This is a genomic window from Serratia sp. NA_13 (assembly GCF_052691735.1).
The window spans coordinates 138,402-158,700 of the sequence record NZ_JBQZFV010000002.1; the positions used below are offsets into that span (position 1 = coordinate 138,402).

Consider the following 20,299-nt stretch of genomic DNA (forward strand, 5'->3'; position numbering starts at 1 on the left):
ACGGACTTGTCCGTGGCTTTTTTACGTTTAAAAAACACGGGTTATCTTCATGCAACAACAGTCACCCGCCGCTCCTGCGGCCAATAAGCTGAAACGCGGCCTCAGTACGCGCCACATTCGCTTTATGGCGCTGGGCTCGGCTATCGGCACCGGTCTGTTCTACGGTTCGGCGGACGCCATTAAAATGGCCGGCCCGAGCGTTCTGCTGGCCTACCTGATTGGCGGTATTGTCGCCTTTATCATCATGCGCGCGCTGGGCGAGATGTCGGTCAACAACCCGCAGGCCAGCTCGTTTTCACGTTATGCGCAGGACTATCTTGGCCCGATGGCCGGATATATCACTGGCTGGACTTACTGTTTTGAAATCCTGATCGTTGCGATTGCCGACGTAACGGCGTTCGGTATCTATATGGGGATTTGGTTTCCAGAGGTGCCGCATTGGATTTGGGTGCTGAGCGTGGTGCTGGTGATTGGTGCCATCAACCTGATGAGCGTGAAGGTATTCGGTGAGCTGGAGTTTTGGTTCTCGTTCTTTAAAGTGGCCACCATTATCATCATGATTGCTGCCGGTATCGGTATCATCATCTGGGGGATTGGCAACGGCGGGCAGCCTACCGGTATCCATAACCTGTGGTCTAACGGCGGCTTCTTCAGTAACGGCTTTATTGGCATGATCTTGTCGTTGCAGTTGGTGATGTTTGCCTACGGCGGCATCGAAATTATCGGTATCACCGCCGGTGAAGCCAAAGATCCGAAAAGCTCGATTCCCAAGGCCATCAACTCGGTGCCGTGGCGTATTCTGGTGTTCTACGTCGGTACGCTGTTCGTCATTATGTCGATTTACCCATGGAACCAGGTGGGGACTAATGGCAGCCCGTTCGTGCTGACCTTCCAGCACATGGGCATTACCGTGGCGGCAGGGATCCTTAATTTTGTGGTGATCACCGCGTCGCTGTCAGCGATTAACAGCGATGTGTTTGGCGTTGGCCGCATGCTGCACGGCATGGCTGAACAGGGCCATGCGCCGAAGATATTCAGCAAGGTCTCCAAACGCGGTATTCCGTGGGTTACGGTGGTGGTGATGATGCTGGCGCTGTTGCTGGCGGTGTATCTCAACTACATCATGCCGGAAAACGTGTTCCTGGTGATTGCCTCCCTGGCGACCTTTGCCACCGTGTGGGTGTGGATCATGATCCTGTTCTCGCAGATTGCCTTCCGTCGTAGCCTGAGTAAAGAGCAGGTGAAAAACCTGACCTTCCCGCTGCGCGGCGGCGTATTTACCTCGGTGGTGGCGATCATCTTCCTGGTGTTTATCATCGGTCTGATTGGCTACTTCCCAACCACCCGCGTATCGCTGTATGCCGGTCTGGTCTGGGTAGTGGTGCTCTTGGCGGGGTACTACTTCAAGCTCAACCACCAGAAGAAACTGGCAGCGCTGGTGCAGCAGCAGGACTGAAAATGAAAACACCGGCCATGCGCCGGTGTTTTTTTATCGATTTTCCTCGGGTTCATCGTCGCCGGAGGCGCGAGCCTCAATGCGCGGGCTGCTGTCGCTGAGGCGTTCTTCATTCTCGTCGCCTGCCGCGCGTGCCAGCATCTCGCTGATATCCTGCATGTTACGGCTTAGGGTACTGAGTGCCGGCTGCAAGGTTTGGCTCATACGGCTTTCGTCCAGCGAGGCGTTGTGCAAGCAGCCAATAAACATCAGGGCGGCCAACAAGCTAAACAGCCGGTGGCGTAGTGGTTTCAGCAATCCTCTTTTCCTTCAGCGGGAATCAATCAATGCATTAACGCTGTTTTTATGCTGAAAGAAAAGCGGACTGAGACATCCGTTGCTCCTGGGTTGAGAGTCATTTCAGGCGGAAACAGTTACGTCAGCTTGCGTCAGGAAATCTCTGCCGTTTACCGCATTTGGCTGAGCATGCTGCGCATGTCGTTGCCGGTTGGCGTTTGATGTACCCGCAGGTCGAATTCGTTAATCACCGCCAGAATATGGTCAAAAATATCCGATTGAATACTTTCGTATTCCGCCCAGACTGTGGTGTTGGTGAAGGCATAAATTTCCAACGGCAATCCTTCTGGCAGCGGGGCCAACTGACGCACCATCAGCGTCATATTCTGGTGAATATTTGGGTGGGCGCGCAGGTACGCCACCAGATACGCGCGCAGCGTACCCAGATTGGTCAGGCGTCGTCCGTTGAGTGGGGAACTGAGATCGCCGGCAATCTGCTGGTTATGTTGACTCAACTCCTGTGTTTTATCGTTCAGATAACGTTGCAGCAGCGGATTGCGGTTCAGCCGCTGTTGCTCTTCATCCGACAGGAAATGGACGCTGGTGGTATCGATATTGATACTACGCTTGATGCGGCGTCCGCCGGATTCCGACATGGAACGCCAGTTTTTAAAGGAGTCGGAAATCAGCGCGTAGGTTGGAATGGTGGTGACGGTATTATCCCAGTTACGCACTTTTACCGTGGTCAGGCCGATGTCGGTGACCGCGCCGTCCGCGCCGTACTTCGGCATCTCCAGCCAGTCGCCGATGGTCAGCATATCGTTGGCAGAAAGCTGAATACCGGCCACCAGACCGAGGATCGGATCTTTAAACACCAACATTAGCACGGCGGTCATCGCCCCCAGGCCGCTGAGCAGCAGCAATGGCGACTTGCCCATCAGCAGGGAGACGATCATGATGCCAATCAGAATGGCGGCTATCAGCTTGAGCCCCTGGAAAATACCGCGCAACGGCAACTGGTTTGAAATCGGGCTTTGGCGTAGCATCGCCAACAGCGTATCGAGCAGGGAAAACAACGACAGCAGAGTGAAGCCCATGATCCACACCTGGGCGGCGGTGACGATAACCGCCTGCGTCTGGCCACCGGCGTGTAACCACAGCACCGCCTGCAGATTAATGATCACCCCCTGTAATAACAACGCCATACGCTGAAACAGTTTGTACTGGGTGATTGCCTGCTGCCAGACGCGCTGCGATTGCTGGCCACGGCGCTGGATCGCCTTCAGCACCACGCGGTGCAGCACCAGATGGATTGCCACCGAAATCAGGACGATCAGCCCCAGCACCATCAGCAGAGACATTACCCCACTAAATTCCAGCCCGAACTTCTCCAGCCACAGGGTTATCTGTTGTTGCATTGCCGCTCCTTTAAAAATGTGCAAAAAATATCCGATAGATTCTAAACACGTTAGCCTAATGGCTGCGGGGCGTAATGTGCGTCTTTTTACCCTTTTTTACATAGGGTTGCCGCTGACCGACTATCTCCACCCCCCGACTCCTCCCCGAGTTAACCGGCAAGAGAGGAGGGGGACTGGCACTCAACGTGGCATTGTTCGTGGCATTGAATAACGTCGTCGATTTCGTTTTGTACAGCAGGAGGAAAGTCATGCTTAACGCCTGGCATCAACCGGCCCCACCCTTCGTGGTGAAGAAGGGGCAGCGCTTGGATATCACGCTGTGGTTACAGGGTGATGATTTGCCCGAACGGGTATTTTTACGCGCCGAACCTGATAATGAAGAATGGCTGTTGATCATGAAAACTCAGCAGGTGGAAGGTTTTCACCGCTATCAGGCCAGTTTGACGCTCAATGAAGGTGAGCCAACCCGTCGTTACTGTTTCAAACTGGTTTGGGCCGATCGTCAGCAATGGTTCGGCCCCCAGGGCTGGTCAGTGACACCGCCGGGGCAGTTGACACAGTTTGCGGTCGACGTGCCCGATAGCAGCCCGGCCTGGGTGGCGGATCAGATCTTTTATCAAATTTTCCCCGATCGTTTTGCCAGTAGTGGGGGAGAACACGGCATTCAGAGCGGCAGTTATCGTCATCATGCAGCCGGTTGTGATGTGGTGCGTCAGGATTGGCAACATCCGCTGGAAGACCGGCATGCCGTGTCGACCTTCTATGGTGGTGACCTGGATGGCATCAGCCAAAAGCTGTCTTATTTACACAAGCTGGGGGTGACGGCGCTGTATTTAAACCCGATTTTCACCGCGCCGAGCGTGCATAAATACGATACCGAAGACTATTACCAGGTCGATCCCTACCTCGGTGGTAACGCCGCCCTGCAGCGTTTGCGAGTGAGCACTCACAAGGTTGGGATGAAACTGGTGCTGGACGGGGTGTTTAACCATACCGGGGATTCGCATCCGTGGTTTGACCGCCATCAGCAAGGTGAGAACGGCGCTTGCCATCACCCTGATTCTCCCTATCGCGGCTGGTTTAATTTCTACCCCGATGGTCGGGCGCTCGACTGGAAGGGCAATGCAAGCCTGCCGAAGCTCAATTTCGCCGAGCCGCAGGTGGCCGAGGCGATTTATCGCGGCGACGGTAGCGTGGTGCGTTATTGGCTGCGGCCGCCGTATAGCATTGATGGCTGGCGGCTGGACGTGGTGCATATGCTGGGTGAGAACGGCGGGGCTAACGGTAACTTGCAGCATCTGGCGGGTATTTATCAGGCGGTTAAACAGGAAAATCCGCGGGCTTACGTGCTGGGGGAACATTTTGGCGATGCGCGCCGCTGGCTGCATGCCGGTGTGGAAGATGCCGCGATGAACTATATGGGTTTTGCCCTGCCGGTGCGGGGGTTCCTCGCTGGGCTGGACGTGGCGCACCACCCGGTACAAATGGACGCGGCGGGCTGTGCCCAGTGGATGGATGACTACCGGGCCGGGCTGCCGCATGGTCGTCAGTTGATTCAGTTCAATCAGCTAGACAGCCATGACACTGCACGTTTTCTGACGCTATTACAGGGCAATCAGGCGCGGATGCGCATGGCGGCGGTGTGGCTGATGAGCTGGATCGGCGTGCCCTGCCTGTATTATGGCGATGAGATTGGCCTGGATGGTGCCAACGACCCGTTCTGCCGCAAGCCTTTCCCGTGGGACGAAAACCAGTGGGACCAGAGCCTGTTGGCCCTGTGCCAGCGTATGGCGGCACTGCGTAAACAGAGTCTGGCGCTGCGCCGTGGCGGTTGTCAGGTGTTGTACGCACAAAGTGAGACGTTTGTGTTTGTACGTGTCTATCAACAGGAGCAGGTGCTGGTGGCGTTACAGCGCGGGGGCAGTGGCACAGTGACTTTGCCGCACAGTCCGCTGCTGGCTGCAGGCCAATGGCAACGGTTGGAAGGGGATGGCGAGTTGCATGACGGGCAGAATGCTGTCTCGCTGCAATTAGGCGAGGAATCAGTGACTCTGTGGCGACGAGCCGGTTAGTTCGGTAAAGGGGCCGGAATACCGGCCCCTTACTGGGTTAGTGGGCGTTCACACGCCCAGTCAGATCAATAGCCTACGGCAGAGCCGGCCGGACGACGAACGTCGTTGGCGCCGTACAGGTAGCCTTCACGCACCTTGCCGGAAACCGCGGAGTCATTACCTGAGTTGGCAGGGCTGACGCCGACCGCGCTTGGCAGACCGACCAGGATCAATTCAGCGGCACCCCACGGCGTTTGCTCGACCATCTTGTAACCCATGCCGCTGAGAATTTTCAGCGTATCGGCAGAAACTCCGCGTTGTTCGTAATAAACCTCATCTGGCAACCATTGATGATGGATACGCGGCGCATCGACGGCTTCCTGCGGTGCCATACCGTGGTCGATCACGTTCAGTGCAGTCTGCAGCGTGATAGTGATGATGCGCGATCCGCCCGGCGAGCCGAGAACCATAAAGATTTTATTGTCCTTGGTCACCAGTGTCGGGCTCATCGACGATAGTGGGCGCTTACCGGGGGCAATGCTGTTAGCGGTACCCTGCACCAGGCCATAGAGGTTTTTCTCCCCGACCTTGACGGTGAAGTCATCCATTTCATCGTTGAGGAAGAAGCCGGTGCCCGGTGCGATCACCACCGCGCCAAAGCGGCCGTTAACGGTATAGGTGGTAGAGACGGCGTTGCCATCATGATCGACAATCGAGTAATGGGTGGTTTCCGGCTTCTCGTGGGGTTCCATGCCGGGCTGTACGTTTTCCGACGGTGTAGCTTTGTCAGCGACGATTTTCTTGCGGATTTCTTCGGCATAACTCTTACTGACCAGCCTGTCGATCGGATTCTTGATGAACTCCGGGTCGCCGAGGTAGGTATTACGGTCCACATAGGCGTGGCGCATGGCTTCGGTCATGGTGTGGATGGCCGCCGCCGAGTTAAAGCCCATGCTTTTCAGGTCGTAGCCTTCGACCACGTTAAGGATTTCGCACAGCGTGACGCCACCGGAGCTGGGAGGGGGAGCAGAAACAAATTTATAGCCGCGATAGCTGCAGGTAATCGGCGGGGTTTCGGTAACTTTGTAGTTGGCGAAGTCGGCCGCCGTCAGAATTCCGCCACCCTGTTTGGCTGCTGCCTCGACTGCCTGCGGAATTTTGCCTTTATAGAAGGCATCTGAGCCGTCTTTGGCGATGGCCTCCAACGTATTGGCCAGATCGCTTTGCACCAGGCGATCGCCCGGCTGTAACGGCGTGCCGTCAGGGCGCAGGAAAATCCGCGCGGATTCCGCATCCTGTTTAAAGCGTGCGACGGTGGTATCGAGAATATCGGTATCGGCACGGGTCAGCACAAAGCCCTCACGCGCCAGTTTGATCGCCGGCTCCATCACCTGCTCGCGGCTCAGTTTGCCGTATTTCTTGCGCGCAGTTTCCATGCCCAGCACGGTACCCGGTACCCCTGCGGCCAAATAGCCGTACAGGCTGGCACCTTTCTTCACGTTGCCTGTGGCATCCAGATACATATTGGCGCTGGCCGCTGCCGGCGCGGTTTCGCGGAAGTTGATAAAGGTGTCGGTGCCATCGGCCAGGTGCACCGTCATAAAGCCGCCACCGCCGATGTTACCGCAGCACGGGTTGACCACCGCCTGCGCATAACCCACGGCTACTGCTGCATCGATGGCATTGCCGCCCAGTTTCAGGATATCCACGCCGACCTGCGAGGCCAGATGTTGCGATGTCACTACCATGCCGTTTTTGGCTTCGACCGCCGGATTGGAGGCGGCATACAGGTTGCTGCTGACCAGCAGCGCCGCCAAGGTCAGCGGATTGCTCCATTTTTGTAAAAACATAGTTATTCCCTTCCTTCTTATTGTGTTTGGCTTGCCATGGTTGCTCTGCAAAGAGCGGGCCAGCGTTATTGATACTAACCAGAGTTAATGGATTGTGCGGAAAATAGCCGGGGAAATGTGATCGGAAACAAGTAAATGAAGCACACAATGGGGGCGGTGCGCCCTAAAAAAGGGCAAAAAAAACCGGCCATGAGGGCCGGTTGATACACTTGCAGGCTGAAATTACAGCTTGGAAGCGTTCTCGGACAGGTATTTAGCCACGCCATCCGGAGATGCGCCCATACCTGCTTTGCCTTTTTCCCACTGAGCCGGGCACACTTCGCCGTGTTGCTCGTGGAATTGCAGCGCGTCAACGGTACGGATCATTTCGTCGATGTTACGGCCGATTGGCAGGTCGTTAACAACCTGAGCACGAACCACGCCGTCTTTGTCGATCAGGAAAGAACCACGCAAGGCAACGCCTGCTTCTGGGTGCTCGATGCCATAAGCTTTCTGAATCTCACGCTTGATGTCAGCAACCATTGCGTATTTCACTTCCCCGATACCGCCATTTTCGACAGGGGTTTTACGCCATGCGTTGTGGACAAATTCTGAGTCGAATGAAACGCCAACCACTTCAACGCCACGCTTCTGGAATTCTTCATAGCGGTGATCGAAAGCGATCAGCTCAGAAGGACATACGAAGGTGAAGTCCATCGGCCAGAAGAACAGTACGGCTGGTTTGCCGTTCAGGTGCTTCTTAAAGTTGAAGTTTTCTACGATTTCGCCATTGCCGAGTACGGCAGCAGCGGTGAAGTCAGGGGCTTGACGAGTTACCAGGACCATAATTACTCCTGTAATAGGTGTTAAGGGGTTGATGTAAAAGCAAGGGCCAGTATAGGGGCCACGACTTGGTGAAGAAAGGGCAAAAGACCAATCAATGAGATAGCTTTCACCTATCAAAGTCGGTTATTAAATTTAGCAGTCTTTAAAAATAACCTTTTCCCATAAAAGGGCAAGACTTAAAACGCAATTTCTTGTAAAGCATAGCATTTTCAAAGGCTTTGGCTTGACCTTACAGCTGCTTGTCTTTGGCCTGCTGCATCATCTGTGGGTAAAACTGCCAGAATTGTGTTTCAAGCTGATGATAGTTGCGCTCCACGTCGGCGAAGGAGCCGGCCAGTGCGGCCAGGCGCGGACGACGGCTGGCCATGCCTGCCAGCACGTTACCGATAAACGGTAGTTCGGCGTAGCGCTCCAGCCAGCGTTCCGGCCATAAATAGCCGTTCAGATTCTGAAAGCGTGGTGGCGTCAGTGGCAAATGCGGCAGGATTTGGCCCTGAGCCTGCTGGGTAAACCCCTGCAGGCTCAGGGAAGGTTCCAGCTGTTGCCAGTGACGTGCCAGGAAGTGATCCCACACTACGTCAAGCGTGATGGGGGCTATGCGTCGATGCTCTTCCGCGAAATAGGCGCGGCAGGCCTTTACCTGCGGCAGGCCGTCGGTCAGCACATCGACGCGACGGTGCATCATAATGCCGGCTACCACGGAGGGATCGTACTCGCCGGCAGGGTTGCCGCGTACGAAGTCAGCCAGCAGATTACCCAGCAACGAGCTTTCCGCCAGTGAGGCTAAATGGAGATGAGCGAGATAATTCATCAGGCAACTATAACGCAACTCATGCAAATCCTCCTTATTTCTTGCCGCTGACCGCCCACAGCTTTAGACTAGGCCGCCTGTTTTTTAATGACCAATCCCATATTGAAGAAGTGAATAGCCATGCGCGTCGCCGATTTTTCGTTTGAACTTCCCGAGACCCTGATTGCCCACTATCCCCAGCCTGAACGCAGCGGTTGCCGTTTGCTGCAGTTGGATGGGCCTAGCGGGGAGCTTAAGCATGGCGTATTCACCGATCTGCTGGATAACCTGGAAGCCGGCGACCTGCTGGTGTTCAACAATACCCGGGTGATCCCGGCTCGCATGTTTGGCCGCAAGGTCAGCGGCGGCAAGATTGAAGTTCTGGTCGAGCGCGTGCTGGACGACCATCGGGTGCTGGCGCACGTTCGCGCCTCTAAGGCCCCCAAGCCGGGCACCGAACTGCTGCTGGGTGACGACGAAAGCATCGCCGCCACTATGGTAGCGCGCCACGATACGCTGTTCGAACTGCGCTTCAACGACGAGCGGGATGTCTTCACTATCCTTAATGCCGTCGGCCATATGCCGCTGCCGCCGTATATCGATCGTCCGGACGAAGACGCCGACCGTGAGCTTTATCAGACGGTCTACAGCGAGAGACCGGGCGCTGTAGCTGCACCGACCGCCGGGCTGCACTTCGACGAGCCGTTGTTGGCTGCATTGCGCGAGAAGGGTATCGAGATGGCGTTTGTCACCCTGCACGTGGGCGCGGGCACCTTCCAGCCGGTGCGGGTGGAAACCATCGAAGAGCACGTCATGCATGCCGAATACGCAGAAGTGCCGCAGGAGGTGGTTGACGCCGTATTAGCCTGTAAAGCGCGCGGCAAGCGTGTGGTGGCAGTCGGTACCACTTCGGTACGTTCGCTGGAGAGCGCCGCCAACGCCAGCAAAGATGCATTGATTGCGCCGTTCTTCGACGACACCAGCATCTTTATCTTCCCGGGTTACCACTATCAGGTGGTTGACGCACTGGTGACCAATTTCCACCTGCCGGAGTCGACGCTGATTATGCTGGTTTCTGCTTTTGCCGGTTATAAAAACACCATGCATGCCTATCAGCAGGCGGTGGCCGAGCAGTACCGTTTCTTCAGCTACGGCGATGCGATGTTCATCAGTCGTAACCCGCAGGCGGAGCACGAGTCCATCTGCAAATAAATTCCCTGAGTCGCGCAACTGGCGCGGCTCGATGTTAATCACGCCAGACTGTTTCTCTGGCGCTGGAGGCTTTGTGAAGTACGAATTAGACACAACCGATGGCCGCGCTCGCCGTGGCCGCCTGATCTTTGAACGTGGCGTGGTGGAAACCCCAGCCTTTATGCCGGTCGGCACCTACGGCACGGTAAAGGGCATGACGCCGGAAGAAGTGAAAGAGACCGGTGCGCAGATCCTGCTGGGCAACACCTTCCACCTGTGGCTGCGCCCAGGCCAGGAGATCATGAAACTGCATGGTGACTTGCATGATTTCATGCAGTGGCATGGCCCTATCCTCACCGATTCCGGCGGCTTCCAGGTGTTCAGTCTGGGGGCGATGCGCAAGATTAAAGAAGAAGGCGTACATTTCCGTAACCCGATTAACGGCGATAAAGTCTTCCTCAGCCCGGAAAAATCGATGGAAATCCAGTATGACCTGGGTTCCGACATCGTGATGATCTTTGACGAATGTACGCCATACCCGGCAGACTGGGACTACGCCAAGAGCTCGATGGAAATGTCTCTGCGCTGGGCGCAGCGCAGCCGTCAGCGTTTTGACGAACTGAATAACAAGAACGCTTTATTCGGCATTATTCAGGGTGGTGTTTACGAAGATTTACGTGATGTATCAGTAAAAGGGCTGGTGGATATCGGTTTTGATGGTTACGCTGTTGGCGGTTTGGCAGTCGGTGAGCCAAAAGAGGATATGCATCGCATTCTCGAACATGTTTGCCCGCAAATTCCGGAAGATAAGCCACGTTACCTGATGGGCGTTGGCAAACCGGAAGATCTGGTAGAAGGCGTGCGTCGCGGTATCGATATGTTCGACTGCGTGATGCCAACGCGTAATGCCCGTAACGGCCATCTGTTCGTGACTGACGGTGTGGTAAAAATCCGTAATGCCAAGCACAAGGATGATACTTCTCCGCTGGATAAAGACTGTGATTGCTACACGTGTCGCAATTACAGCCGCGCCTACTTGCATCATCTCGATCGTTGCAACGAAATACTGGGTGCCCGATTGAACACCATTCATAACCTGCGTCACTACCAACGCCTGATGGCGGGTTTACGCGAGGCCATTGAACAGGGTAAATTAGAGCTGTTTGTTGCGGATTTCTACGGTCGGATCGGTAAACCGGTTCCACCTTTAAACGCTTGAATTAATAATTGATAACTTAATGAGGGAATTTCAATGAGCTTTTTCATTTCTGACGCCGTCGCATCCGCAGGAGCTCCGTCTCAGGGAAGCCCGTACTCTCTGATCATTATGCTGGTAGTTTTTGGCCTGATTTTCTATTTCATGATCCTGCGTCCACAGCAGAAACGCGCTAAAGAGCACAAGAAACTGATGGACTCGATCGGCAAGGGTGATGAAGTGCTGACCACCGGTGGCCTGATCGGCCGCGTGACCAAAGTGGCTGACACCGGCATCATCGCTATTGCGCTGAACGACACCACGGAAGTGATGATCAAGCGTGACTTCGTGGCGGCCGTTCTGCCGAAAGGTACCATGAAGGCCCTGTAATTTTGTTTTCCCGAAGGGAATTGCCGTGCTAAACCGTTATCCTTTGTGGAAGTATCTGATGCTGATCGTCGTGATCATCGTCGGTCTGCTTTATGCGCTTCCCAACCTCTATGGTGAGGATCCGGCTGTACAGATCACTGGCGCGCGCGGTGTCGCCGCCAGTGAAACTACGCTGGACCAAGTCCGTACCGTATTAGAAAAAGACAAGATCGCGAGCAAGTCGATTGCGCTGGAAAATGGCGCCATCCTAGCTCGCTTTAGCAATCCTGATATTCAGCTGCGCGCCCGTGAAGCCTTGATGGCGGAGCTGGGCGACAAGTTCGTGGTGGCACTGAACCTGGCTCCGGCAACGCCGGCCTGGTTGGCCATGCTGGGCGCAGAACCGATGAAACTCGGTCTGGACCTGCGTGGCGGTGTGCACTTCCTGATGGAAGTGGACATGGACACTGCGCTGAGCAAGCTGCAGGAGCAGACCATGGACACCCTGCGCAGCGAGCTGCGTGAAAAGGGCATTCCTTATGCGTCTATCCGCAAACTGGACAACAACGGCGTGGAAGTACGTTTCCGTGACGATGCTGCCCGCGATCAGGCCATCAGCTACCTTGGCCCGCGTCAACGCGACATGGTGTTCTCTGCCAACGGCATCAATACTCTGAAAGCCAACCTGACAGATGCCCGTCTGAGTGAAGCGCGTGAGTATGCGGTGCAGCAGAACATCACTATCCTGCGTAACCGTGTTAACCAGCTCGGCGTTGCCGAACCGCTGGTACAACGCCAGGGTTCTGACCGTATCGTGGTCGAACTGCCGGGTATTCAGGACACCGCTCGCGCCAAAGAGATCCTGGGGGCTACTGCAACACTGGAATTCCGTCTGGTTAACACCAACGCGGATGCCACTGCGGCAGCCAACGGCCGCGTGCCGGGTGACTCCGAGGTAAAAGACACTCGTGAAGGCCAGCCGGTTGTGCTGTACAAGCGCGTGATCCTGACCGGTGACCACATCACCGACTCCACCTCCAGCACCGACGAATACAACCAGCCGCAGGTTAATATCTCGCTGGACAGTGCCGGCGGTACTGCTATGTCCAACTTCACCAAGGACAATATCGGCAAGCCGATGGCGACCCTGTTTGTGGAATATAAGGACAGCGGCAAGAAAGACGCTAACGGTCGTGCAGTCTTGGTGAAACAGGAAGAAGTGATCAACGTGGCGAACATTCAGTCGCGTCTGGGCAACAGCTTCCGTATTACCGGTATCGGCAACCCGAACGAAGCACGCCAGCTTTCGCTGCTGCTGCGGGCCGGTGCGCTGATTGCGCCTATCCAGATTGTGGAAGAGCGTACAATCGGCCCGACCCTGGGGCAACAGAACATCACCCAAGGTCTGGAAGCCTGCTTGTGGGGCTTGGTGGCATCCATCGTGTTTATGGTGGTTTGGTACCGTAAGTTCGGCATGATCGCCACCACGGCGCTGGTCGCCAACCTGGTGCTGATTGTCGGCGTGATGTCCCTGTTGCCGGGGGCGACGCTGACCATGCCGGGGATTGCCGGTATCGTGCTGACGCTGGCGGTGGCAGTCGACGCCAACGTACTGATTAACGAACGTATCAAGGAAGAGCTGAAGAACGGACGTTCCGTTCAGCAGGCGATCCATGAGGGCTATAAAGGCGCGTTCTCCAGTATCGTTGACGCCAACATCACTACCCTGATCACCGCGATTATTCTGTACGCAGTGGGCACCGGTTCGATCAAAGGCTTTGCGATTACCACCGCAATCGGTGTGGCGACGTCCATGTTCACCGCGATTGTCGGTACCCGTGCCATCGTCAATCTGCTTTACGGCGGCAAACGCATTAACAAGCTGTCTATCTGAGGAGTGCGTTGTGGCACAGGATTATACTGTTGAACAACTCAACTACGGCCGTAAAGTCTATGACTTTATGCGCTGGGATTACGTGGCCTTCGGCATCTCGCTGGTGCTGCTGATCGCGTCAATCGCCATTATGTCGGTGCGTGGTTTTAACTGGGGTCTGGATTTCACCGGCGGTACCGTCATTGAAATCAGCTTGGAACAACCGGCCAACCTCGACCTGATGCGCGATACGCTGGAAAAAGCCGGGTTCCAGGACCCGGTTATTCAGAACTTTGGCAGCAGCCGTGACGTGATGGTGCGTATGCCACCGGCGATCGGCACCGCAGGCCAGGAACTGGGTAACAAAGTGATCGGCGTGATCAACGACTCGGTTGATAAAAACGCCACGGTGAAGAGGATTGAGTTCGTCGGCCCGAGCGTGGGCACCGAACTGGCGCAAAACGGCGGCATGGCGCTGCTGGTCGCGTTGATCTGTATTCTGATTTACGTCGGTTTCCGCTTCGAATGGCGCTTGGCACTGGGGGCGGTTATCGCGTTGGCGCACGACGTGGTCATCACCTTGGGTGTGCTGTCGTTGTTCCATATCGAGATTGACCTGACCATCGTCGCATCCTTGATGTCGGTTATCGGTTACTCGTTGAACGACAGCATCGTGGTTTCCGACCGTATTCGTGAGAACTTCCGCAAGATCCGCCGCGGCACGCCTTACGAAATCATGAACGTGTCGTTGACTCAGACGCTGAGCCGTACCTTGATGACTTCCGGTACCACCTTGATGGTGGTTCTGATGCTGTACATTTTCGGCGGCGCGATGCTGCACGGCTTCTCTCTGGCTATGCTGATTGGTGTGTCTATCGGTACCGTATCCTCTATCTACGTGGCGTCCGCGCTGGCGTTGAAGCTGGGTATGAAACGCGAACACATGCTGCAGCAGAAAGTGGAAAAAGAGGGCGCAGATCAGCCTTCGATTATGCCGTAATTCACGGTATTTTCAGCGAAGTGAAAAGGAGCGCCGGTTGGCGCTCCTTTTTTTTCCTGGTGGCTCAATGTTGCTGGACCACTGCCGGTTGGGCGGTTGGGACAATGCTGTGCAGCCGCACAAAGCCCAGTTGATCCGGTGTCAGACCGCTGAAGCGCAGCTCAAAACTGTATTCCGTTTTGGGCAGTAGCGAGTCCGTACTGGCAATGGGTTGCGAAAGTGCTTCAGCCGTCAGCGGTTTGCCGGTAGTCGCATCCAGCGGGCCCCATTCCACCATGGCCTTGAATGCCGGCAGGGAGGCCTGTGAAAGCGTGCGAACGTGCAGCATGGCCTGGGTGCCGTTAGCCTCGCTTTTCACGTGGCTGAGTGACACGCTCAACTCACCGAGGCTGCTGTGCAGGCGGGCACCGTTATTGGCCGCCGGCAGCAGATAGACGCCGCTGGTGGAGTTCTGATTCAGCTGGTTTTGCTGTTCCAACGCGGTGGCCTGATTAGTCAGGGTGGTTAATTTCTGATTCAGTTCAACCACCTGATTACGCAATTTGGGTACTTCGCGAGTTTGCGCGCAGCCTGCCAACAGCACCAGTGTGCAGAGCAGGAAAATCTTTGGGTAACGGGTTGTCATAGCGGGGATTTCCTATTCAACTTCTCCTGTTATCAGCTTAGTCCGCCTGTTGGGGAAAGTCATGTTCATTGCCCTTCTGGGGCGTCGTTCAGAGGGGCGGTCCGCAACAAATAGCCGACGGCCTTTGTTGTAATCGCACTTCGGGGTAAACTGTTCTTAACTATAAAAACGTTTATCAGGACGTGTTATGCATTGCCCTTTCTGCGCTGCCGTTGATACCAAAGTCATTGATTCCCGCCTGGTGGGTGATGGTTCGCAGGTGCGCCGTCGCCGCCAATGTTTGGTTTGTAATGAACGTTTCACCACCTTCGAAGTGGCTGAACTGGTGATGCCACGGGTAATCAAAAGCGATGAGGTGCGTGAGCCATTCAACGAAGACAAGCTGCGTCGCGGCATGCTGAAGGCATTGGAAAAACGCCCAGTCAGCTCTGACGACGTGGAAAACGCGATCAACCACATCAAATCCCAGCTGCGCGCCACCGGCGAGCGCGAAGTCCCGACCAAACTGGTTGGTAACCTAGTGATGGACGCGCTGAAAAAGTTGGATAAAGTGGCCTATATTCGCTTTGCCTCTGTTTACCGCAGTTTTGAAGATATCCGCGAATTCGGCGAAGAGATCGCCCGTCTGCAGGACTAAAGGGGCTTTGATGCATAACGACGAATTTTATATGGCTCGCGCCTTTGAGCTGGCGCGACTGGGGCGTTTTACTACTGCCCCGAATCCGAATGTCGGCTGCGTTATCGTGCGCGACGGCGAAATCGTCGGTGAGGGTTACCATCTGCGTGCCGGTGAACCGCATGCGGAAGTCCATGCGCTGCGCATGGCGGGCGAAAAGGCGCGTGGCGCCACCGCTTATGTCACGCTGGAACCCTGTAGTCATCACGGCCGTACGCCGCCCTGTGCCGATGCGCTGGTCGCCGCCGGCGTAGCCCGGGTGGTTGCGGCGATGCAGGATCCCAATCCTGAGGTCGCCGGTCGCGGCCTGTACAAACTGCAGCAGGCGGGATTGGATGTACGCCACGGTTTGATGCTGAGCGATGCCGAAGCGGTGAATCTGGGCTTCCTCAAGCGGATGCGCACCGGCTTTCCTTATGTGCAACTGAAGCTGGGGGCCTCACTCGATGGCCGCACCGCGATGGCTTCCGGTGAAAGCCAATGGATCACCTCACCGCAGGCGCGTCAGGATGTTCAGCGTCTGCGGGCGCAAAGCGCCGCTATTCTCAGCACCAGTGCCACCGTGTTGGCTGACGATCCGTCACTGACGGTGCGCTGGGATGAGCTGGACGCTGAGACGCAAAGCATTTACCCGCGTGAAAACCTGCGTCAACCGCTGCGCATTATTCTGGATAGCCAAAATCGTGTCACTCCACAGCATCGGGTGGTACAACAGCCGGGTCAAACCTGGCTGGCGCGCCTGCAGCAGGATGAGCAAATTTGGCCGCAGGGTGTTGAGCAACTGAACTTCCCGGCGCATGGCGGTGGCATTGATCTGGTGGTAATGATGATGCAACTGGCGAAACGCCAGGTGAATTCCATCTGGGTCGAAGCCGGCGCGCAGCTGGCCGGTGCCTTGTTGCAGGCCGGGCTGGTCGATGAGCTCATTTTGTACATCGCGCCAAAACTGTTGGGTGATAATGGCCGCGGTTTGTGTCATTTGCCGGGCCTTGAACACCTGACCAATGCACCGGAATTTGTCTTTAGCGAAGTGCGGCAAATCGGCCCTGATTTACGGCTGCGACTGAAAGCAAAATACTGATTTTAAAACCTGCGTGCCGGGTCGGCTGTCGTTTTACAAAACCGCCCGCGCAGGCAGATAAAGAATGTGATAGAATCCGCCCCCCTGCGGGGTATTGAACCCATTTTTAAGGAAAGCCCATGAAAGTTATCGAAGGTGTTGTTGCTACTCCAAATGCCCGTGTGGCGATTGCAATTGCACGTTTTAACAATTTCATCAATGACAGCCTGCTGCAAGGTGCTATCGACGCACTCAAGCGCATTGGCCAGGTTGCTGACGACAACATCACCGTTGTCTGGGTCCCGGGCGCTTACGAGTTGCCGCTGACTGCACGCGTGCTGGCTAACACCGGCAAATACGATGCAGTCATCGCACTGGGCACCGTTATCCGTGGGGGCACCGCGCACTTCGAATATGTCGCGGGCGAAGCCAGCTCCGGCCTGGGCAGTGTTTCAATGAACACTGAAATCCCAGTTGCCTTTGGCGTGCTGACGACCGAAAGCATCGAACAGGCTATCGAGCGTGCCGGCACCAAAGCGGGCAACAAGGGCGCTGAAGCGGCTCTGACCGCACTTGAAATGATTAATGTTATCAAAGCTATTAAAGCCTGAATTTAGTTAAGGGGAATTCCGTGAAACCTGCTGCTCGTCGCCGCGCTCGTGAGTGCGCTGTTCAAGCGCTTTACTCTTGGCAGTTGTCTAAAAATGACATTGCCGATGTTGAACACCAGTTCCTGTCGGAGCAAGATGTCAAAGATGTAGACATCGTCTATTTTCGGGAGCTGCTGTCCGGCGTGGCGGTGAATGCAGGTCTGCTGGATAGCCTGATGGCACCTGTCCTGTCGCGTCAGCTCGAAGAGCTGGGCCAGGTAGAAAGAGCCGTTCTGCGTATTGCGCTGTATGAGCTGAAAATGCGTGAGGATGTGCCTTACAAGGTGGCAATCAATGAGGCGATCGAGCTGGCGAAAACCTTCGGCGCTGAAGACAGCCACAAGTTTGTGAATGGCGTGCTGGATAAAGTGGCACCAAGCATTCGCAAGAAAAAATAAAAAATTAAGGCCGGTATCCCCGGCCTTAATTACTTCTATTGGAATATCGACCATGGCATGTGGCGAATTTGACCTCATTGCCCGCTATTTTGACCGGTTTAAGAGTCTGCGCCGGGATGTACAGTTGGGCATTGGAGATGACTGCGCACTTCTGACAGTGGCAGAAAAACAGCTTTTGGCCGTCAGTACCGACACTCTCGTTTCGGACGTTCACTTCCTGGCGGATATCGATCCCGCCGATCTCGGCTACAAAGCACTGGCAGTTAACCTGAGCGACCTGGCAGCCATGGGTGCCGATCCCGCCTGGCTTTCACTGGCGTTAACCCTGCCGGAGGTGAATGAACCCTGGCTGAAGGCGTTCAGCGATAGCCTGTTCGAACAACTTAATTATTACGGTATGCAGTTGATTGGCGGCGATACCACACGCGGCCCGTTAAGCATGACGTTAACCATTCACGGTCTGATCCCGGCCGGGCGGGCATTGACCCGCAACGGTGCGCGTATCGGAGACTGGATTTACACCACAGGTACGCTGGGTGACAGCGCCGCCGGTCTGGCTGTGCTACAGGAACGCTTGCAGGTAACAGACGCCGAGGCACGCAATTACCTGGTTGGCCGTCATCTGCGGCCTCAGCCACGGGTATTGCAGGGGCAGGCACTGCGCGATCTGGCCAGTTCGGCGATTGATCTTTCCGACGGCCTGATTTCTGACCTGAAGCATGTGCTGAAAGCCTCCGAGTGCGGTGCGCGCATCAATCTCGATGAGTTGCCTTTGTCGCAGGCGTTAAGCAGCCATACGGATGCCGATCAAGCATTGCGCTGGGCGTTGACCGGCGGTGAGGATTACGAACTCTGCTTCACCGTGCCGGAAATCAACCGTGGTGCACTGGAGGTGGCGTTAAGCCATCTGGGCGCTGACTATACCTGTATTGGTCAGATTGGCCCGCTTTCCGAAGGCATCAAGTTCTACCGCAGCGATGAAGCGGTGGAACTGCCGTGGCACGGTTTCGACCATTTCAGCGAAGGGCAGGCGTAACATGGATGAAGCTAAGCGCCGCTTGCGGATGAGCAATCCGTGGCACCTGCTGGCCACCGGCTTTGGCAGCGGTTTGTCGCCGGTGATGCCGGGCACCATGGGCTCACTGGCGGCGATCCCATTCTGGCTGCTGTTGATCCAACTGCCATGGCAACTGTATTCGCTGTTGGTGATGTTCAGCATTTGTATTGGCGTCTACCTGTGCCATCAGACCGCCAAAGATATGAAGGTGCACGACCACGGCAGCATCGTTTGGGACGAGTTTGTCGGTATGTGGATTACGTTGATGGCATTGCCGGTCAACGACTGGCAGTGGGTCGCGGCAGGTTTCGTGATTTTCCGTATTTTGGATATCTGGAAGCCATGGCCGATCCGCTGGTTTGATCGTAATGTGCACGGCGGCATGGGGATCATGGTCGACGATATCGTCGCCGGGGTCTTTTCCGCCGGTATCATCTACCTGATTGGCCACCACTGGCCGCTTGGGTTGTTCTGATTTTGAGGGCGCAGTTCAATGCTGCGCCCTTGAACCCTCCTGGTTATTCAAATCCTGTCACGTGGTGCGGTACGTAGGCTGTTTCCAGCTCGGCAATCTCCTCCGCCGTTAGCTCGAGATCGACAGCGGCAATGGCGTCTTCCAGATGGTCATGGCGTGAAGCACCGATAATCGGCGCGCTAACGACAGGCTTGCTCAACAGCCACGCCAGTGCGATTTGCGCACGGGGCACACCACGCTCTTCGGCAATACTGGCCACGCGTTCGGCAATGATGGCGTCGATGCCCTCGGTTTCATCGTACAGATTTTTACCGACCTGATCGGATACCAACCGTGCAGTAGTTTCTCCCCAGGGGCGGGTTAAGCGGCCCCGTGCCAACGGGCTCCAAGGCATCACTGTAATGCCTTCGGCAGCGCACAATGGCAACATCTCACGCTCTTCTTCGCGCTGGATCAGGTTGTACTGGTTCTGCATGCTGACGAAGCGTGTCCAGCCGTGCAGATCGGCGGTATACAGCGCCTTGGCAAACTGCCAGGCGTACATAGATGATGCGCCGATATAGCGCGCCTTACCGGCTTTCACCACATCGTGTAACGCTTCGAGCGTTTCTTCCAGCGGCGTTTCATAATCCCAACGATGGATCTGCAACAGATCAACGTAGTCGGTGCCCAGGCGCTTGAGGCTGTCGTCGATAGATTGCATGATTTTGGCGCGCGACAGGCCGCGTTCCAGGTTGCTCAGGGGGAAATAGACTTTGGTAGCGATCACCACCTGGTCGCGGCGGGCATAATCACGCAGTGCCTGGCCGACGATCTCCTCACTGCTGCCGTCGGAGTAGCTGTTGGCGGTGTCAAAGAAGTTGATGCCGGCATCCAGCGCCTGTTTCAGCAGCGGTCGGCTGCTTTCCTCCGGTAACGTCCAGGCATGGTTGCCACGGTTGGGTTCGCCGTAGGTCATGCAGCCCAGACAGATACGTGAGACGTTCAGGTCAGTTTTACCCAGTTTCAAATACTTCATGTTTGCCTCCCGGTGTCAGCACAGAACTTTAACTGTAGCGGATTTC

Annotated in this window: 20 protein-coding genes; 13 read left to right on the top strand and 7 right to left on the bottom strand. The window is 55.7% G+C overall.

The features are described 5' to 3' along the window. The first annotated feature begins 49 nt into the window (after positions 1-49). Entirely contained in the window at positions 50-1,456 is a 1,407-nt protein-coding gene (proY, locus tag ACUTSU_RS04170; protein ID WP_445649683.1) for a proline-specific permease ProY, read from the top strand. 33 nt (positions 1,457-1,489) lie between these two features. On the opposite strand, the gene ACUTSU_RS04175 is transcribed toward proY, so the two are convergent. Further along, the gene (locus tag ACUTSU_RS04175; protein ID WP_445649684.1) at positions 1,490-1,753 is read right to left on the bottom strand and encodes a hypothetical protein; all 264 of its coding nucleotides are present in this window, start codon (positions 1,751-1,753) and stop codon (positions 1,490-1,492) included. A 149-nt stretch (positions 1,754-1,902) separates the two neighbouring features. Next, entirely contained in the window at positions 1,903-3,150 is a 1,248-nt protein-coding gene (locus ACUTSU_RS04180) for a mechanosensitive ion channel family protein (protein ID WP_445649685.1), read from the bottom strand. Between the two features lie 248 nt (positions 3,151-3,398). Between ACUTSU_RS04180 and malZ the strand changes: the two genes are divergently transcribed. Then, positions 3,399-5,222 (top strand): maltodextrin glucosidase, encoded by a 1,824-nt coding sequence (gene malZ / locus ACUTSU_RS04185; protein WP_445653806.1) that lies wholly within the window; start codon positions 3,399-3,401, stop codon positions 5,220-5,222. A gap of 65 nt (positions 5,223-5,287) precedes the next feature. Here the strand turns inward: malZ and ggt are convergent, their stop codons facing one another. From ggt to ACUTSU_RS04200, 3 genes are all read right to left on the bottom strand, one after another. Further along, positions 5,288-7,051, bottom strand: coding sequence for a gamma-glutamyltransferase (ggt, locus tag ACUTSU_RS04190; RefSeq protein WP_445649687.1), 1,764 nt, complete (start codon positions 7,049-7,051; stop codon positions 5,288-5,290). A 222-nt stretch (positions 7,052-7,273) separates the two neighbouring features. After that, the gene (locus ACUTSU_RS04195) at positions 7,274-7,876 is read right to left on the bottom strand and encodes a peroxiredoxin C (protein ID WP_020825459.1); all 603 of its coding nucleotides are present in this window, start codon (positions 7,874-7,876) and stop codon (positions 7,274-7,276) included. A 229-nt stretch (positions 7,877-8,105) separates the two neighbouring features. Continuing rightward, positions 8,106-8,687, bottom strand: a complete 582-nt coding sequence (locus ACUTSU_RS04200; RefSeq protein WP_445649688.1) for an ACP phosphodiesterase — start codon at positions 8,685-8,687, stop codon at positions 8,106-8,108. Positions 8,688-8,807: 120 nt separating this feature from the next. On the opposite strand from ACUTSU_RS04200, the gene queA reads away from it, so the two are divergent. From queA to secF, 5 genes are all read left to right on the top strand, one after another. Next, complete coding sequence (gene queA / locus ACUTSU_RS04205) at positions 8,808-9,878, top strand: tRNA preQ1(34) S-adenosylmethionine ribosyltransferase-isomerase QueA (RefSeq protein WP_445653807.1); 1,071 nt, start codon at positions 8,808-8,810, stop codon at positions 9,876-9,878. A gap of 73 nt (positions 9,879-9,951) precedes the next feature. Next, positions 9,952-11,076: a tRNA guanosine(34) transglycosylase Tgt gene (gene tgt, locus ACUTSU_RS04210; protein ID WP_012005502.1), complete on the top strand. Its 1,125-nt coding sequence runs from the start codon at positions 9,952-9,954 to the stop codon at positions 11,074-11,076. Between the two features lie 33 nt (positions 11,077-11,109). Beyond that, entirely contained in the window at positions 11,110-11,442 is a 333-nt protein-coding gene (gene yajC / locus ACUTSU_RS04215) for a preprotein translocase subunit YajC (protein WP_012005503.1), read from the top strand. A gap of 25 nt (positions 11,443-11,467) precedes the next feature. Next, on the top strand, positions 11,468-13,315 hold the full coding sequence (secD, locus tag ACUTSU_RS04220) for a protein translocase subunit SecD (RefSeq protein ID WP_445649690.1): 1,848 nt from the start codon (positions 11,468-11,470) through the stop codon (positions 13,313-13,315). A gap of 10 nt (positions 13,316-13,325) precedes the next feature. Continuing rightward, on the top strand, positions 13,326-14,294 hold the full coding sequence (secF, locus tag ACUTSU_RS04225) for a protein translocase subunit SecF (RefSeq protein WP_445649691.1): 969 nt from the start codon (positions 13,326-13,328) through the stop codon (positions 14,292-14,294). A gap of 64 nt (positions 14,295-14,358) precedes the next feature. Here the strand turns inward: secF and ACUTSU_RS04230 are convergent, their stop codons facing one another. Further along, positions 14,359-14,919, bottom strand: a complete 561-nt coding sequence (locus ACUTSU_RS04230) for a DUF3251 domain-containing protein (protein WP_445649692.1) — start codon at positions 14,917-14,919, stop codon at positions 14,359-14,361. Positions 14,920-15,106: 187 nt separating this feature from the next. Here ACUTSU_RS04230 and nrdR point away from each other — a divergent pair, with 187 nt between their 5' ends. The 6 genes from nrdR (at position 15,107) to pgpA (ending at position 19,235) form a co-directional block, all read left to right on the top strand. Beyond that, a complete protein-coding gene (gene nrdR / locus ACUTSU_RS04235) occupies positions 15,107-15,556 on the top strand; it encodes a transcriptional regulator NrdR (protein WP_004949256.1) in 450 nt (149 codons plus the stop codon). 10 nt (positions 15,557-15,566) lie between these two features. Beyond that, positions 15,567-16,676 (top strand): bifunctional diaminohydroxyphosphoribosylaminopyrimidine deaminase/5-amino-6-(5-phosphoribosylamino)uracil reductase RibD, encoded by a 1,110-nt coding sequence (ribD, locus tag ACUTSU_RS04240; protein WP_445649693.1) that lies wholly within the window; start codon positions 15,567-15,569, stop codon positions 16,674-16,676. 119 nt (positions 16,677-16,795) lie between these two features. Next, positions 16,796-17,266: a 6,7-dimethyl-8-ribityllumazine synthase gene (gene ribH, locus ACUTSU_RS04245; protein WP_037424293.1), complete on the top strand. Its 471-nt coding sequence runs from the start codon at positions 16,796-16,798 to the stop codon at positions 17,264-17,266. Between the two features lie 20 nt (positions 17,267-17,286). Further along, positions 17,287-17,703: a transcription antitermination factor NusB gene (gene nusB / locus ACUTSU_RS04250; RefSeq protein ID WP_012005514.1), complete on the top strand. Its 417-nt coding sequence runs from the start codon at positions 17,287-17,289 to the stop codon at positions 17,701-17,703. A gap of 52 nt (positions 17,704-17,755) precedes the next feature. After that, positions 17,756-18,739, top strand: a complete 984-nt coding sequence (gene thiL, locus ACUTSU_RS04255; RefSeq protein ID WP_445649694.1) for a thiamine-phosphate kinase — start codon at positions 17,756-17,758, stop codon at positions 18,737-18,739. Position 18,740: 1 nt separating this feature from the next. Further along, positions 18,741-19,235 carry a phosphatidylglycerophosphatase A gene (pgpA, locus tag ACUTSU_RS04260; protein WP_085115444.1) on the top strand — a complete coding sequence of 165 codons (495 nt, stop codon included), beginning with the start codon at positions 18,741-18,743 and terminating at the stop codon, positions 19,233-19,235. Positions 19,236-19,278: 43 nt separating this feature from the next. On the opposite strand, the gene ACUTSU_RS04265 is transcribed toward pgpA, so the two are convergent. After that, on the bottom strand, positions 19,279-20,253 hold the full coding sequence (locus ACUTSU_RS04265) for an aldo/keto reductase (RefSeq protein ID WP_445649695.1): 975 nt from the start codon (positions 20,251-20,253) through the stop codon (positions 19,279-19,281). Positions 20,254-20,299: the final 46 nt, after the last annotated feature.